Source organism: Leisingera daeponensis (genome assembly GCF_019801465.1).
Lineage (GTDB): Bacteria > Pseudomonadota > Alphaproteobacteria > Rhodobacterales > Rhodobacteraceae > Leisingera > Leisingera daeponensis_A.
Genome location: NZ_JAHVJA010000010.1, coordinates 92,918 through 109,391, shown reverse-complemented (window position 1 = coordinate 109,391; position 16,474 = coordinate 92,918). Strand labels below are relative to the sequence as shown.

Below are 16,474 nucleotides of genomic sequence, written 5' to 3'. Positions count from 1 at the left end.
GTCAACCGCAACCTCGCGGAAGCCTTGCGCATTTCGCCGCGTCTGCTTACCTGTGAGGCTGTTCGAAAAAGGGAAATACCGATGGTCTCGCTGTTCCAAATCCTGATGCTGATCCTGGACGTGGTCTGGTTCTTCATCATTGCCCATGTGATCATGAGCTGGCTGATCAACTTCCAGGTCCTGAACCTGCACCAGCAGCTGGTGGGGCAGATCTGGTACGGCCTGAACCGCATTTTGGAGCCGCTTTACGCCCCGGTGCGCCGCATCCTTCCCAGCATGGGGGGCATCGACCTGGCGCCGCTGGCGGTGCTGATCGGCGTCTACGCGCTGCGCATCATTCTGGTGAACAACGTCTCGGCGTTCTATTGATCTGAAAATCCCCGGCCCGGCGTTTCCTGCCGGGCTTTTTACCTGCGGGCCTTGCCGCCCCATGCCTCCTGTGGGATTGTGCCTGCCAAAGAAGAGCAGCACTGACCGCGAGGCCCTCCGCCCCCATGACGGATATGACCGCCCTGACCGGCGCGACACCCATTCTGCGCGAGATTTTCGGCTTTGACGCCTTCCGCCCGGGGCAGGAGGAAATTGTAGACGCCGTGACCGCCGGGGAGAACGTGCTGGCGATCATGCCGACCGGCGGCGGCAAGTCGCTCTGCTACCAGCTGCCCGCCCTGCTGCGCGACGGCATCACCGTGGTGATCTCCCCCCTCATTGCCCTCATGCGCGACCAGGTCCGCGCCCTGCAGGAGGCCGGCGTCAATGCAGGCGCGCTGACTTCCGGCAATACCGACGAGGAAACCGAAGCCGTCTGGCAGGCAATCGAGGCGGGCCAGCTGAAGCTCCTCTACATGGCCCCGGAACGCCTCGCCTCGGGCGCGGCGATGGGCATGCTGCGCCGCATCGGCGTCAGCCTGATCGCGGTGGACGAGGCCCATTGCGTCAGCCAATGGGGCCACGATTTCCGCCCCGATTACCTGCGCATCGGAGAGCTGCGCCGCGCACTGGACGTGCCGCTGGCCGCCTTCACCGCGACGGCGGATCAGGAAACGCAGGAAGAAATCGTCCAGAAGCTGTTTGACGGCGAGGCCCCCCGCAGCTTCCTGCGCGGTTTTGACCGGCCTAACATCCACCTCGCCTTTGCCGCCAAGGACAGCCCGCGCCGCCAGATTCTGGAGTTCGCCGCCGCCCGCAAGGGCCAGTCCGGCATCGTCTACTGCGGCACCCGCGCCAAGACCGAGGCGCTGGCGGCGGCTCTGCGTGACGTCGGGCATTCCGCCTGTTTCTACCACGGCGGCATGGAGGCCGAGGACCGCCGCATCGTCGAAACCCGCTTTGCCCGCGAGGACGGCCTGATCGTGGTCGCCACCGTTGCCTTCGGCATGGGCATCGACAAGCCCGACATCCGCTGGGTCGCCCATGCCGACCTGCCCAAAAGCATCGAGGCCTATTACCAGGAAATCGGCCGCGCCGGCCGCGACGGCGCGCCTGCGGAAACCCTCACCCTGTTCGGCCCCGACGACATTCGCCTGCGCCGCAGCCAGATCGACGAGGGCCTCGCCCCGCCCGACCGCCGCGCCGCCGACCACGCCCGCCTGAATGCGCTCCTGGGCCTGGCCGAGGCGCTCCGCTGCCGACGCCAGAAACTGCTGGGGTACTTTGGCGAGGACGCAGAGCCTTGCGGCAATTGCGACCTCTGCGACACGCCTGCCGATGTGTTCGACGGCACCACCGTTGTGAGGAAGGCGCTGTCGGCGGTGCTGCGGACCGAGGAATGGTTCGGCTCCGGCCACCTGATCGACATCCTTTTGGGCGCCGATAACGACCGGATCCGCGCCAAGCGCCATGACGAGCTGTCGGTCTACGGCTGCGGCAAGGAATTCGGCAAGCGCCAGTGGCAGGCGGTGTTCCGGCAGATGATGGGCCACGACCTCTTGCGCCCGGACCCGGAGCGCCACGGCGCCCTGCGCTTTACCGAGGCGGCGCTGCCGATCCTGCGCGGCGAGCAGTCGATCGAGCTGCGCCGCGACACGATCAAATCCGCCGACCGCCGCCCGGCGGTGAAGGCGCTGGTGTCGGAGGAAGACGCGCCCTTGCTGTCGGCGCTCAAGGCCAAGCGCCGCGCGCTGGCCGAGGCTCAGAAAGTGCCGGCCTATGTGATCTTCCCCGACCGCACCCTGATCGAGATGGCCGAGATGCGGCCCGAAACCCTCGACCAGATGGCCCGCATCAGCGGCGTCGGCGCCAAGAAGCTGGAACGCTACGGCGATGATTTCCTGAGCGTCATCACCGGCGCGTCCGAACAGCTGCACCCGGCGCGGCGTAAGCTGGCGGGGCGCAATTCCGGCTCGGTTTACGACGGGCTGCTGGAGGTTCAGGCGCAGCTGGCACGCGGCGAATGCGGCACGCTGAAGCCGCTCACTTGCTCGGCGTCGCTGCTGGCCAAGGTGGCGCAGCTGCGCGAGGGCGACGAGGACGGTCTCGCAAGGCTGCTGGGGGAGCGCCGCGCGGAACGTTTCGCATCGGCGTTTCTGGACGTCCTGCGCGGCGCGGGATAGGATCGCGCCAAGCAACATAAGGCAGATATTCGGGGGCAGACATGCTGGTAGTGACCTCTCCGGCCAAGAAGCTGGACTGGGCGGAACGGGATCAGGACGTGACCTGGCCCGCGCTGCATGACGACGCGGTGGCGCTGGCCGAGGTGGCGCGCGGACAAACAGTGGCGGACCTGATGAAGCTGATGCACATCAGCGAGGATCTGGCCAAGCTGAACTATGACCGCTTTCAGGAATTTGCCGCCGACCCCAGGACGGACGCCACCCGCCCGGCGGCACTGGCTTTTGCCGGCGACACCTACCAGGGGCTCGAGGCGTCTTCTCTGGATGCCGATGAAATGGCTTGGGCGCAGGATCATTTCCGCATCCTTTCCGGCCTCTACGGCGTGCTGCGGCCGCTGGACGCCATGCAGCCCTACCGGCTGGAGATGGGGTCGCGGCTGAAGAACCCGCGCGGCAAGAACCTCTATGAGTTCTGGGGCCGCAAAATTTCGGATGCCTTGAACGCACAGGCCGAGGCAGTGGAAACGGATGTGCTGGTCAACTGTGCCAGCCAGGAATACTTCGGCGCGGTCGATCAGGCGGTGCTGAAGCCGCGGGTGGTGACGCCGGTGTTCATGGAAGACAAGAACGGCACACCGAAGGTGGTGAGCTTCTACGCCAAGCGCGCCCGCGGCGCGATGACGCGCTTTATCATCCAGCACCGTCTGACGGATGCGCAGAGTCTCAAGGACTTCGATGCCGGCGGCTATGCCTATCAGCCGCAGATGTCGGAACCGGACAAGCCTGTCTTCCTTCGCAAGGCCTGAGGCAGGGGGAAGGCTCGCCGCGCCGGGACCTGCCGGAAATTTTCGGCTCAGCTCGCGCCGCCCGCTGCGGCCTGGGCCGGCGGCGCGCCGGCCTCAAGCGGCTGGGTGCCGTCGGGCGCATGTGTCCGGATCTGATCGTGAATCAGCGCTTTTCGCAGCGGTTTGGTCAGGTAGTGGTCCAGCCCGGCCGCCAGAATGCCCTCGGAATCGCCGGCCATTGCATGGGCGGTCAGCGCCACCACAGGGACATGGCCGCCGCTCTCCGCCTCCAGCCTGCGGATCTCCATGGTGGCTTCTTTGCCGTCCATCATCGGCATCGAGATGTCCATGAAGATCAGATCCGGCTGAAAGGACCTGAAGGCCTCGACGGCCTCCAGCCCGTTGCCGGCGAACTGCAAGTCGATGTTCAGCTCCTTCACGATCTTGCGGAACACCAGCTGGTTGGTCTTGTTGTCCTCCGCGGCCAGCACCCGCATCTTGCGGGCAGCGGGAGCAGCGGGAGCAGGGGGCGGCTTTGGCGCCGCAGCAGCCGGCGCGGGGGCGGCCGCCGCAACCGCCGCAACTGGTGAAGCCGGCGCGGCCGCCGGAGCCGGGGAATCGCTGCCCAGCCGGGCCAGCTGGCTGAACAGATCGCTGCGCGGCGCGGGGCTTTGCAGCACGCCGCTGACCAGCTGCCGGACGTCCGGTCCGATGGCCGCCTGCGGGCTGGAATTCATCAGCAGCACCGGCACGCCGCCCCAGCCGCCGGATTTGAGTTCCCGTGCCAGCTGCAGCCCGTCCAGCCCGGGCAGGTTGTGGCCGCTGATCACCAGGCTGATGCTGTCGTGCATGGCTGCCAGCGCGGCCGCAGACGTGCCGGCCGTGGTGACCTTGATCCCTAAGATCAGCAGATGCTTCTGCAGGATCTCGCAGTTGAGCGGCACGTCATCCACCAGCAACACATGACGCAGGCTGGCAGGCAGCTTCGGCGGCGTCTGCTCCGCGGCGCTGCCTGCCACCGGCATTGGCAGGCGGAATCCGAAACAGGAGCCCTTGCCCTCTTCGCTGTCGACCCAGATCTCTCCGCCCATCATCTCGATCAGCCGCTTGGAGATCGCCAGCCCCAGGCCGGTGCCTTCGAACTTGCGGTTGCGCTCGTCCTCGACCTGGTTGAACTCGCCGAACACATGCTCCAGCTTTTCCGCGGGGATGCCGATGCCGGTGTCCTCAATGGTGACATGCACTGCGCACTGGCCGTCTTCGGGGGAGGAAATGCCGGTCACCCGCAGGGTCACATGGCCTTGCTTGGTGAATTTCACCGCATTGCCCGCCAGATTGGTCAGCACCTGCCGGATCCGGCCCGGGTCGCCGACGAAACGCGTCGGCAGGAACAGGTCGTAATCCACCAGCAGCGCCAGCCCCTTGTCGCGGGCGGTCGGCTGCAACAGCATCACTACCTCGTGCAGGCTGCGCTCCAGGTCGAACTCCTGCGGATGCAGCTCCAGCTTGTCGGCCTCGATCTTGGAGTAATCCAGCACGTCATTGATGATGACCAGCAGCGCTTCGCCGGAGTTCTTGATGGTATTGGCATAGAGCCGCTGCTCATCGTCGAGGCTGGTGTCGCTCAGCAGTTCGGCCATGCCGACCACGCCGTTCATCGGGGTGCGGATTTCGTGGCTCATGTTGGCAAGAAAGGCGGATTTGGCCCGGTTTGCTGCCTCGGCCCGGGCGCGGGCGTCCTGCAGCTCCTGCTCATAGCGCACGGACGAGGTGATATCGAGCGCCAGCGTCACCACGTCGCCGCCGTGGCCGCGCTGGTCGATCAGGCGCAGGTACCGTTCATCCCACAGCTGGATGACCACCGGCTCGGGGGCGTCGGACTTCCAGCGCTCGGTCATCATCGCGCGCCAGTCACGGGCTTTCATGCTGCCGGTATTGATCAGCCCTTCATCGGTCAGCAGTTGCAGGATGCGCCCGTAGGTGATGCCGGGCGTGACCTCCTCCAGCCCGTCGAAGATGTTGAGATAGGCGGTGTTGGCGCCGATCAGATGGCCCGCGGCATCAAAGAAGGCAAAACCGTCCTGGAACGCCTGAATCGAGTGCCACAGCCGCCGCTCGGCAGTCTCTATCTTCTCGTTGGCGGTGTGAAGGTCGGATTTCACCTTGGCGTTTTCGTCGCGCACCGTGGCGACCTCGGCCTGGGTCTGGCCGATCTGCTTGGTCAGCGCCAGCGCATGGCGGCCCAGCTTGCGGTTGGCAGCGGACAGTTCGGCCTGCTTGAGCTCAAGCAGCCGTTCTGCGGCGAGCCGCGCCCGCCTTTCCTCCGCCAGTTTGTCAGCAAGGCTCATCCCTGCAAACTCCGCAATACATCAATACAAAAACGGCGCGCAGCAATCTCTGCGCGCAGGGCAGCCGTGCCGCTCTCCCTTTTTGTTACGCGGAGGAATCTTGCTATGACGTTAAGCCCGTGCCAGCCTGCCTCCAGTATTGGAGGGTGCCATGCCGCGTCTGTTTGCTTCTGTTTTTCTCTACTTTATTGCTTTTCTTATGTTTCTGCCGGCTGCCCGGGCGCAGCAGGCGGTTCCTGATTTCCGCTACCGCGCCTATGCGGACACCGATTTTTTCGGCTCCGACCTGCAGCCGCTGTTCGACACGGATGCCGGGTCCTGCGCCCGCGCCTGTTCTGTCCAGGCGGATTGTGCGGGGTTTGTGTTCAATCAAAGGGCGAACGCCTGCTTTCCCAAATCCGCGCTGGGGCAATCCAGCTCCTATGCCGGCGCTTTGTCAGCCGTGAAACAGCCCGCCGCACCCGGTCTGGCAGCGGCGGCGGCACAGCGCGCCGCCCGGCTGGAGTTCATTCCGGAGCAGGAGCTGCAGCGCGCCGCTCATCTCGCCGCCACCCTCGGGCTGGATTATCCGCTGGCAACCGGCGATTCGTCGGAGGCCCGCGCCGCCGCCGGCAATTTGCTGCGGGGCGGCGAGACCCTGGCCGCGCTGCGCTGGATGGCGCAGGCGGCGGTGCTGAGCGACGCGGCTGAGGATTGGACACGGCTTTCCGGGTATCTGCTGCGCGCCGCCGGGGACAGCGGCAGCCGCAGCCAGCAGCGGCATTACCGCACTGAGGCGTATCTCGCCGCGTTGAACGGCTACCTGCGGGCCGCGGCCCCCGCGGCGCAGGCAGAGGCGCTGGCTGCAGCCGCCCGTGCGCAGGAGGTGCAAGGCCGGGGCCGCGCCATGCTGCCGCTGCTGCGGCTGGCGCAGGACACCGCGCCGGATGCCGCCCGCGCCGCGCAGCTGGAGGATGCCATTGCCAAATACGGCTTCCGGGTCACCTCCAGCACGGTTGAAAGCGACAGCGCCGCACCGCGCATCTGCGCCGAGTTCTCGGAGGATCTGGAACAGGCCGGCACCGATTACGAAAACTATGTCCGCCTGCCCGAGGACAGCCTCGCCGTGACTGCCCAGGGCCGCCAGCTGTGCCTGGACGGGGCGGAACACGGCAAGCGCTACCGCATCACCCTGCGCCGCGGCTTGCCGGCGGCCAGCGGCGAGCAGCTCTACAAGGACGTGGAGCTGACCCATTACGTGCGCGACCGCTCCCCCCTGGTCCGCTTCCCGGGCCGCGCCTATGTGCTGCCGACGGGCGGTCAGGCCGCGCTTCCGGTGGAAACGGTGAACCTGACGGAGCTGGACCTGCGCCTGCGCCGGGTCAGCAGCCGCAACGTGCTGCGCACCCTGCAGGATGGCTATTTCGCCAAGCCGCTCTCCCGCTGGGAGGACGAGCATTTCGCAGCCGACATTGCCGAGGAAATCTGGACCGGCAGCGCCGAAGTGGACACCGCGCTCAACCAGGCCATGACCAGCCGCCTGCCGCTGGATCAGGCTCTAACAGGGCAGAAGCCGGGACTGTATGCGCTCACAGCCCGGGTGCCGGGCTCCGATCCTTATGAAGATGCCGGTGCCACCCAGTGGTTTGTGCTGACCGGTCTGGGCCTCAGCACCATGTCCGGCAGCGACGGCCTCCATGTGCAGGTGCAATCCCTGGCGGATGCCAATCCGCAGGCGGGTGCCGAGGTCAGCCTGATCTCCGCCGCCAATGAGGTGCTGGCGACCCAGATCAGCGACGCCAGCGGCTATGCGCACTTTGTCCCCGGCCTCACCCGCGGCTCCGGCGGCGCGGCCCCGGCGCTGATCACCGCGCGGGCAGGGGAGGGCGACTTCACCTTCCTGCCCCTGAATGACGCCGCCTTTGACCTGTCGGACCGCGGCGTTGCCGGCCGCCCCGCGCCGGGGCCGGTGGACGTGTTCCTCGCCACCACCCGCGGCGCCTTCCGCGCCGGTGAAACCGTGCATGTGACCGCGCTGGCGCGCGACAGCCAGGCGCAGGCCATCGAGGGCCTGCCGCTGACCGCGGTCCTGCTGCGCCCGGACGGCGTGGAATACACCCGCCAGACCTCCGCCGCAGGCCATCAGGGCGGCCACGTCTTTGCGCTGGAAACCGGCCCCGCCGCCCCCCGCGGCACCTGGCGCATCGAGATCAGGAGCGACCTCAAGGCCCCCGCGCTCGCAAGCCGCCAGATCCTGGTCGAGGATTTCCTGCCCGAGCGCATCGATTTTGCGCAGCAGGTCACTAATGCGGATGCGCTTCAGCCCGGCAGCGCCGCCCAGATTTCCCTGCAAGCCGACTACCTGTTCGGCGCACCGGGCGCAGGCCTTAAGGTGGAGGGCAGCATCCGCCTCACCGCGGCAAACACACTGGAGCAATGGCCCGGCTTCCGCTTCGGCCGCCATGATGAGGCCTCTTCCGCCCAGACCGAGCACTATGGCGGCCAGGAAACCGGCCCCGATGGCAGCGCCGCCTTTGCGGCCAGCCTGCCCGCCGCCGTCCCGGCGGAAGGCAAGCCGCTGCTGGCCACCCTCACCACCCGCGTCGCTGACGGGTCTGCCCGGCCGGTGGAACGCAGGCTGGAGCTGCCTGTCCGCCCTGCCGGCCCCGTTCTCGGTATCAAGCCGCAGTTTGACGAGGCCGCGGCGGAAGGCTCCGAGGCAGGCTTTGAATTCATCGCCCTGTCGCCGGACCTGACGCCCATGCCGATGCGGGTCAAATGGACCCTGAACCGCGTTGAAACCCGCTACCAGTGGTATCAGCTCTACGGCAACTGGAACTGGGAGCCGGTCACCCGCCGCACCCGCGTCGCCACCGGCGAGGCGACGCTGGGCAGCGACCCGCTGCCGCTGTCGCAGCCCGTGGACTGGGGCCGCTATGAGCTGGTCGTTGAACGTCTCGACGGCGCATATGCATCCGCCGCTTATGACTTCTACGCCGGCTGGTACGCGCCCGAAGGCAGCACCGAGACCCCGGCGAGGCTGGAGTTGTCACTGGACCGCGACAGCTACACCCCCGGCGACACCGCCCGCCTGCGCATCGTGCCGCAGGCCGCAGGCACCGCGCTGGTCTCGGTGGTCTCCAACCGCCTGATCCACCGCCTGGCAGTGGAAGTTCCGGCAGGCGAAACCGTGATCCCGCTGGAGGTGACACAGGACTGGGGCAGCGGCGCCTATGTGACCGCAACCGTGATCCAGCCGGTGGCAGGCGACAGGGGCCGCACCCCGCTGCGGGCCCTGGGCTTGGCGCACGCCGCTGTCACCCAGCCCGGCCAGCAGCTGCAGGTCGCCATTGACGTACCCGAAGTCACCCGCCCGCGCGGCACCCAAGTGGCGAAACTCCGCGTGGATGGCGCGGCGGAGGGCGAAGAGGTCTGGCTGACGGTTGCCGCGGTGGACCTCGGCATCCTCAATCTGACAGGGTTCGAAAGCCCCGATCCCAGCGCGCATTACTACGGCCAGCGCCGCCTTGGGATGGAGCTGCGCGACGTCTACGGCCGTCTGATCGCCCCCGGCAACGGCGCGATGGGACGGATCCGTTCGGGCGGCGACGCGGACAGCGGCATGAAAATGCAATCGCCGCCGCCCACGCAGGATCTGGTGGCGCTGTTTTCCGGCCCGCTGAAAGCGGACGCCAACGGCGCGGCTGAGTTCCCGATGACGCTTCCCGCCTTCAACGGCACCGTGCGGCTGATGGCGGTCGCGTGGTCGGGCAAGGCCGTCGGCCAGGCCGAAGCCGACATGCTGGTGCGCGACCCGGTGGTGGTCACCGCCTCGCTGCCGCGCTTCCTGGCGCCGGGCGATGAAAGCCGCGCCCTCATTGAGATCGTGCACGCCGATGGTCCGGCTGGTGAGACGAAACTAACTGCAACCACCGCAGGCGGCCTCACGCTCGGTAGCCTGCCCGCCGCTGTCACCTTGCAGGAACAAGGCAAGACCGTGCTGGAACTTCCGGTCACAGCGGAAACTGTGGGCGACCACAAACTGACTTTGTCTCTCACCATCCCGGACGGGCAGGAACTGCGCCAAGACCTGCGCCTCCCGGTCCGCGCCAATGACCCGGTGACGTCCGAGACCCGCCGCTTCACCCTCGCGGCCGGCGACACCTTCCTGTTCAGCAAGGACGTCTTCGCGGGCTTGCGCCCCGGCACCGCACGGGCCACCATTTCCTCCGGCCCGCTGGCCAAGTTCGACGTGCCGGGCCTCTTGGCGGAACTGGACCAATACCCCTACGGCTGCACCGAGCAGGTGACCTCCAAGGCGCTGCCGCTCCTTTACCTCAGCAGCGTGGCGCAGGCCGCAGGGCTGGGTAACGGCCCGGCGGTGGACGCCCGCATCAACGCCGCCATCCGCCAGGTGCTGACCCGCCAGGCCCCCAGCGGTGCCTTCGGCCTCTGGCGCGCCGACAGCGGCGAGTTCTGGCTCGACGCCTATGCCAGCGACTTCCTCAGCCGCGCCCGCGCGCAAGGCTACGAGGTGCCGCAGCAGGCCTTTGCCCAGGCGATGGACAACCTGCGCAACCGCATCAACTACGCCCCGGATTTCGACAGGGGCGGCGAGGAGATTGCCTATGCTCTCCTGGTGCTGGCCCGCGAGGGGGCGGCCCGGATGGGCGATTTGCGCTATTACGCCGATGTGAAGGGCGGCGCCTTTGCCACGCCGCTCGCCGCAGCCCAAGTGGGCGCCGCCCTTGCGGCCTATGGCGACCAGCGCCGCGCTGACCGGATGTTTGCCCGCGCCGCGCAGATGATCGGCGCTGAAGGGCGGGACGAGGCCCGCCTCTGGCGCGCCGACTTCGGCACACGCCTGCGCGACTCCGCCGGTGTTCTGGCGCTGGCCGCCGAGGCCGGATCGGAAGCGGTGGACCGCGTGAACCTGTCGTCGCGGCTTTCGAACGCCAGCGGCTACCGCTCCCCGCAGGAGGCCGCCTGGACCCTGATGGCAGCCCACGCGCTGGCGCAGAACCCGGAGGCGTCTGGCCTGCTGGTCAACGGGCAGCCCGTCCAAGGCCCGTTTGTGCGGGCGGCTGACGGTCGGAATGCACCGGAACTGGCCCTGACCGCCGCCAGCGGGCGCACCGCGGAGATCACCCTCACCACGCTTGGCGTGCCCGAGGTCTCGCCCGCCGCGGGCGGCTTCGGCTACACCATCGAGCGCAGCTATTACACGCTGGAGGGCCAGCCGCTGGAGGTGCAGTCCGTTCAGGCCGGCGCGCGGTTTGTGGCGGTCCTGCGGGTGAAGCCGCAAGAGAAGACCGGTGCGCGGCTGATGGTCAACGACCCGCTGCCCGCGGGTTTTGAGATCGACAACCCCAACCTCCTGCGCTCCGGCGATCTGCGCGATCTCGACTGGCTGAACCCGGCCGAAGCTGAACACGCCGAATTCCGCAGCGACCGCTTCCTGGCGGCCGTGAATGTGCGCGATGCCTCCCCGGTTACGCTGGCCTATGTGGTCCGCGCGGTGACGCCCGGAGTGTTCCACCACCCTGCGGCCTCGGTCGAGGACATGTACCGCCCGGCTTACCGCGCCCGCACCGGCACCGGGCGTGTGGAAGTCAGGTGAAACGCTGGCGGACCAAAGCTAAGGGCAGCGCCCGGCCCGGCGGGGCGGGACGGGCGCTGCCGGGCCTTCGGCCAGGCAAAAGGCTGAAATGGTATGCCGCTGCTTTAGCGGTTCTGCTTATTGCAGTCTTTGCGGCCTATCGCGCTTTTGACACGTGGATCGGCAGCACTGACCTCCCCCTTACCCTTGCGGAAAGCTCCACCGAAGTCCTTGACCGCAATGGTAAGCTCCTGCGCGTCTACCCCGTCGGCGACGGCCTCTGGCGCCTCGCCGTCCGGCCCGCGGACGTCGACCCGCGCTTCCTCGAGATGCTGTTGCGCTACGAGGACAAGCGCTTCCGCTCCCATGCCGGCGTCGATCCCATCGCCCTTCTGCGCGCCGCGGGCCAGGCGCTGTGGAACGGCCGCGCGGTCTCCGGCGGATCCACCCTCACCATGCAGGTCGCGCGCCTGCTGGAAGACGGCACCACCGGCCGCTGGGCGGGCAAGCTGCGCCAGATGCGGGTGGCGCTGGCGCTGGAGCGCCGACTCAGCAAGGACGGGATCCTCACCCTCTACCTGACCCACGCCCCTTATGGCGGCGCGGCCGAAGGCATCCGCGCGGCAACCTACAGCTGGTTCGGCAAGGAGCCGAAACGCCTCACTCCGGCGGAAGCCGCGCTGCTGGTTGCCCTGCCGCAGAGCCCCGAACGCCGCCGCCCCGACCGCTTCCCCGAGGCTGCCGGCAATGCCCGCGACCGGGTTCTGGCGCGGATGCAGCGCCAGGGGCTTCTGAGCGACGAACAAACCGAGGCCGCCCGCCGCACTCCGCTGCCGCACCGGATGGCCGCCTTCCCGCGCCTCGCGCCGCATCTGGCCGACCGCGTTGCGGCACAGCACCCCGGCAAACGCCAGCTGCGCCTGACCCTCGACGCCGCTGTGCAGGCGCGGATGGAGATGCTGGCCGCCGACGCTGTGCGCAGCAGTCCGCGCCTTTCCGCCGCGCTGATCGCTGCCGATCACCGGACCGGGGAGGTGCTGGCGATGGTGGGCTCCCCCGGCTATGCCGGCGTGCAACGGCGCGGGTTTGTCGACATGACCCAGGCGGTCCGCTCCCCCGGTTCCACCCTGAAGCCGCTGATTTACGGCCTCGCCTTCGACCAGGGGCTGGCGCATCCGGAAACCTTAATCCGCGACGGGCCGGTCAACTTCGCAGGCTATGCGCCGCAGAACTTCGACGGAGAATTCCGCGGCGACATTACAGTGCGCGAGGCGCTGCAACTGTCCCTCAACATCCCGGTGGTGAAGCTGACGCAGGAACTGGGCCCGGCGCGGGTGCTGGCCTCGCTGCGCACAGGCGGCGCCCGGCCGGACCTGCCCGGCGGCGCGCCGGGGCTGGCGCTGTCGCTCGGCGGTCTCGGCATCAGCCTGCAGGACATGGTGCAGCTTTATGCCGGGCTGGCGGCAGGCGGGCAGGGGCCGAAGCTGCGGGTGATGCAGGGCGAGGCGCCGCACCCCGCAGGCCGCCTGAGTTCGCCCGAGGCCGCCTGGCAGGTCGCGGACATCCTGCGCGGCCTTCCGGTGCCCGCAGGCGCCCATGCAGGCACCATCGCCTACAAGACCGGCACCTCATACGGCCACCGTGATGCCTGGGCGGTCGGCTGGGACGGGCGCCACGTGATCGGCGTCTGGATGGGCCGCGCCGACGGCACCCCGGTTCCCGGTATCTTCGGCGGCGATCTGGCCGCGCCGGTGCTGTTCGAGGCCTTCGGCCGCCTGAAACCCGCACTCGACCCGCTGCCGCCGCCGCCGCCCGCCACGCTGATTGTCAGCTCCGCAGACCTGCCGCCGCCGTTGCAGCGCTTCCGCCCCCGCGATGCAGCTTTCTCTGAGCCTGCAGATGCGCCGGAGCTGATCTTCCCGCCCGACGGCGCTTGGCTGGCGCTGGAGGGCGCGGAGTTGACGCTTAAACTCCGCGGCGGCACTGCGCCGTTTCTGGTGATGGCAAACGGCCTGCCGGTTCTGTCGGGCCAGCGCCGCCGCGAGTTCTCCCTGCCCAGCCCTGGCCCCGGCTTCTCCTCGCTGGTGATTGTCGATGGCGCCGGACGTTCCGACCGGGTTACCCTGCGGATCGATTGATCCCTGTGTTCTGCCTCAAGGCCTTTTTCATGCTGAAATCACTCCTTGCCGCCTGCGCCCTGGCCCTCACGTCTCCCGCCGCCATGGCTGCTTGTGCCACCGATGCCGAAATCGCTGCCTTCGTGGACAGCTACCTGGCCAAGACCCCGGCGCAGGCGCTGTCGCCGGGAGGCAGCATGGAGGACGCGCTGTGCTCCCAGGCCAAACTCGCCGCGGCGCTGGAACCGCACTTGGGGGTGGTGATCGGATACAAGGCCGGCCTTACCAGCAAACCGGCGCAGGAGCGCTTCGGTGCCACGGAGCCAGTGCAGGGCCTGCTGTTCCAGAACATGATGCTGGAAAACGGCGCCACGCTGGACGCCCCGTGGGGCGCCATCCCGATGGTGGAAGCCGATTTGGTTCTGGTGGTCGCCGATGACGGCATCAACAGTGCAACCACGCCTGAAGAGGCACTGGCCCATATTTCCGCCATCCGTCCCTTCATCGAGTTGGCCGACCTCACTCTGGCGGGGGACCAGCTTTTTTCCGCGGAATCCATCACTGCCATGGGCGTTGGCACCCGGCTGGGGGTCCTCGGCGCGCCGGTGCCGGTGGAGGACCCGGCAGAGATGTCCCGGATGCTGGAAGAGATGTCCGTCACCCTGCGCGACGCGGCAGGCGGCGTGCTGGTGCAGGCGCCGGGCCGGGCGGTGCTGGGCAACCCGGTCAACGCCGCCCTCTGGCTGCGCTCCAAGGGGGTGGAGTTCAAGGCAGGCGACCTGATTTCCGCCGGCTCCTTCGGCCCGCTGTTCCCGCCGCGCGCAGGCAAGGGCGGGGTCAGCGTGACCTATGCAGGGCTGCCGGGCGACCCGGTGATTGAAGTGTTCTTCAAAGAATAATCTGCTGCCGCCGGGATGAGGTGTTTCGCTTCGGGCTGTGCCCGAAGCGACCCGCGCCGCGCCAATGGCGCGGCGCTTGGCCCAACCAGGACGGTTTCCGGCAGGAAGCCCGGACTGGGCGGGAGCACCCCGGCTGCGGGAGCTGCCTAACGACGCCCTTCACGCAGCCAGCCTGCGAGGATGAAGAAGGATGCCAGCAGCAGCGCCAGCCAGCCCGGCAGCAGCGGGCCCTGGCTCACTGAGAGCGTCTCATAGGCCTCCCGCGGGGTCAGCCCGATCCAGCCGCGCCCGGATGCCGGGCGCCCGGCCCGCACGCTGCGCAGCGACGGCATCCCGTCCTCCAGCCGCAAGACGCCGCCGCGCAGCGGTTCCAGCACCGGGGCCAGAACGGAACCGGTGGCAATGGTTTCTTCGAACTCCTTCGGCGCCGCGGGTCCAAGCCCCACCACCGTGGTCTCCTTGCCCTCTTCCAGCCGGTACAATCCCGGCTCCGGCCCTGTGTAGCGGGTTTCCCATTGCCCCGGCGCGGTCTGGCGCAGCTCCAGCTCCACGGTGGAACCGTCGGGAGCGGTCACCGTCACCGGCCCCACCTGTCCTGCCAGTGTCCGGCGCAGGATGCGCATCCGCTGGCCGGCGGCTTCCGCCCACAGCGCCTCCTCCTCCAGTTCCGGCTCCTTCATCATCCAATGGGCAAGGCGGCGCAGCAGCTCCAGCTGCGGCCCGCCGCCCTCATAGCCGCGGCTCCACAGCCAGGCGTGGTCCGAGGCCAGCAAGGCCACCCGGCCCTCGCCCACCCGGTTCAGCACCAGCAAAGGCCGCTCCCCGGCGCCGCTCATCAGCACATGGCCTTCCGGCGTCCTGAGCTCGATCTGGCGCAGCCAGCGGCCCCAGTCCGCGGCCCCTTCAAGGCCTGAGGTCACCGGATGCTGCTTGCCCAGGTCCGTAACCTCGGGGCGGAAGGCCTCCTCCAGCACCCGTGCCGAGGGTTCCGCAGGCAGGATCAGCGACAAGGGCGAGCGGTAGATGCTGTCGGCGCTGGCAAAATCCGGCCCGGCCGCCACCAGCACCGCGCCGCCGCCCATCGCGTAATTGGCGACATTGTCGAGGTAGACCGCCGGCAGGATGCCGCGCCGCTTGTAGCGGTCAAAGATGATCAGGTCGAAATCCTCGATCTTTTCCAGGAACAGCTCGCGGGTGGGGAAGGCGATAAGCGACAGTTCCTCCACCGGCACGCCGTCCTGTTTCTCCGGCGGCCGCAGGATGGTGAAATGCACAAGGTCCACCGCGCTGTCGGATTTCAGCAGGTTGCGCCAGGTGCGCCCGCCGGCATGCGGCTCGCCTGAGACCAGGAGCACCCGCAGCCGGTCGCGCACCCCGTTGATCTGCACCAGCGCCTGGTTGTTGCGCGCGGTCAGCTCGCCCGGCTCTTCCGGCACGTTGAACTGAATCACGTTGCGGCCGCCGTGCTTCAGCACCATCGGCAGTTCGAAATCGACGCCCACGGGCAGGGTAAAGCGCTGCGGCGGCCCGCCCGCCACCGAGACGTCGAGATCGGCAAAGCCGCCCTGCGCCGGCACCGCGCCCTGATCCTCGATCCGGAGCGTCAGCTTCACCGGCTCGCCGATGATGGCAAAGCCCGGGGCGTTTTTCACGATCAGGCGGCGGTCCCAGTCGTCCTCGCGCCCGGTCAGCAGCAGGTGCATCGGGGCGGGCAGGCTCACCGCCTGATCCGCGTCGTGCACCTGCCCGTCACTCAGCGCGATGACGCCCGCCACCCGCGCCCGAGGCTCGTCGGCCAGCGCCTGGGCCACCGCTGCCATCAGCCGGGTGCCCTCGTCGCCCTCGCCATCCGGAACGCTGACCCAGCGCACTTCTGTTCCCGGCCGCTCCGCCAGCGCTGCCGCCAGCTGGCTGCGGGCGCGGGCCATCTGCTCCGGGCGGTCCCGCAGCTGCTGGCTGGCGGTCTGGTCTTCGGCGACGATCACGATGTCTTCCAGCGGGGCGCGGTCCTCGCTCTGATGCACCGGGCCGGAGAGCGCCGCCAGCAGCACCAGCGCCGCCAGCGCCCGCAAGGCCCAGCCCGACAGCCCTTTCCACAGCCCCAGCAGCAGCGCCGCCAGGGTCACCGCCGCCGCGGCCCAGATCACCGGCCAGGGCACCAGCGGGTCGAACAGGATAGTCTGTGTCATCGCGCG

Annotated in this window: 8 protein-coding genes; 6 read left to right on the top strand and 2 right to left on the bottom strand. The window is 68.4% G+C overall.

Going from position 1 to position 16,474, the window contains the following annotated elements:
* Positions 1-81 precede the first annotated feature (81 nt).
* The 3 genes from KUV26_RS18475 to yaaA all read left to right on the top strand — a co-directional run bounded on the left by KUV26_RS18475 (position 82) and on the right by yaaA (position 3,358).
* Positions 82-369: a YggT family protein gene (locus tag KUV26_RS18475; protein ID WP_222509473.1), complete on the top strand. Its 288-nt coding sequence runs from the start codon at positions 82-84 to the stop codon at positions 367-369.
* A gap of 125 nt (positions 370-494) precedes the next feature.
* A complete protein-coding gene (gene recQ, locus KUV26_RS18470) occupies positions 495-2,552 on the top strand; it encodes a DNA helicase RecQ (protein WP_222509472.1) in 2,058 nt (685 codons plus the stop codon).
* A gap of 41 nt (positions 2,553-2,593) precedes the next feature.
* A complete protein-coding gene (gene yaaA, locus KUV26_RS18465; protein ID WP_222509471.1) occupies positions 2,594-3,358 on the top strand; it encodes a peroxide stress protein YaaA in 765 nt (254 codons plus the stop codon).
* 47 nt (positions 3,359-3,405) lie between these two features.
* On the opposite strand, the gene KUV26_RS18460 is transcribed toward yaaA, so the two are convergent.
* On the bottom strand, positions 3,406-5,685 hold the full coding sequence (locus KUV26_RS18460; RefSeq protein WP_222509470.1) for an ATP-binding protein: 2,280 nt from the start codon (positions 5,683-5,685) through the stop codon (positions 3,406-3,408).
* A gap of 151 nt (positions 5,686-5,836) precedes the next feature.
* On the opposite strand from KUV26_RS18460, the gene KUV26_RS18455 reads away from it, so the two are divergent.
* The 3 genes from KUV26_RS18455 to KUV26_RS18445 all read left to right on the top strand — a co-directional run bounded on the left by KUV26_RS18455 (position 5,837) and on the right by KUV26_RS18445 (position 14,279).
* Positions 5,837-11,284: an alpha-2-macroglobulin family protein gene (locus KUV26_RS18455; RefSeq protein WP_222509469.1), complete on the top strand. Its 5,448-nt coding sequence runs from the start codon at positions 5,837-5,839 to the stop codon at positions 11,282-11,284.
* A gap of 83 nt (positions 11,285-11,367) precedes the next feature.
* The gene (gene pbpC, locus KUV26_RS18450) at positions 11,368-13,401 is read left to right on the top strand and encodes a penicillin-binding protein 1C (RefSeq protein ID WP_409996952.1); all 2,034 of its coding nucleotides are present in this window, start codon (positions 11,368-11,370) and stop codon (positions 13,399-13,401) included.
* Between the two features lie 29 nt (positions 13,402-13,430).
* Complete coding sequence (locus KUV26_RS18445; protein ID WP_222509468.1) at positions 13,431-14,279, top strand: 2-keto-4-pentenoate hydratase; 849 nt, start codon at positions 13,431-13,433, stop codon at positions 14,277-14,279.
* Positions 14,280-14,425: 146 nt separating this feature from the next.
* On the opposite strand, the gene KUV26_RS18440 is transcribed toward KUV26_RS18445, so the two are convergent.
* Positions 14,426-16,468, bottom strand: coding sequence for a hypothetical protein (locus KUV26_RS18440; RefSeq protein ID WP_222509467.1), 2,043 nt, complete (start codon positions 16,466-16,468; stop codon positions 14,426-14,428).
* Between the last annotated feature and the right edge of the window lie 6 nt (positions 16,469-16,474).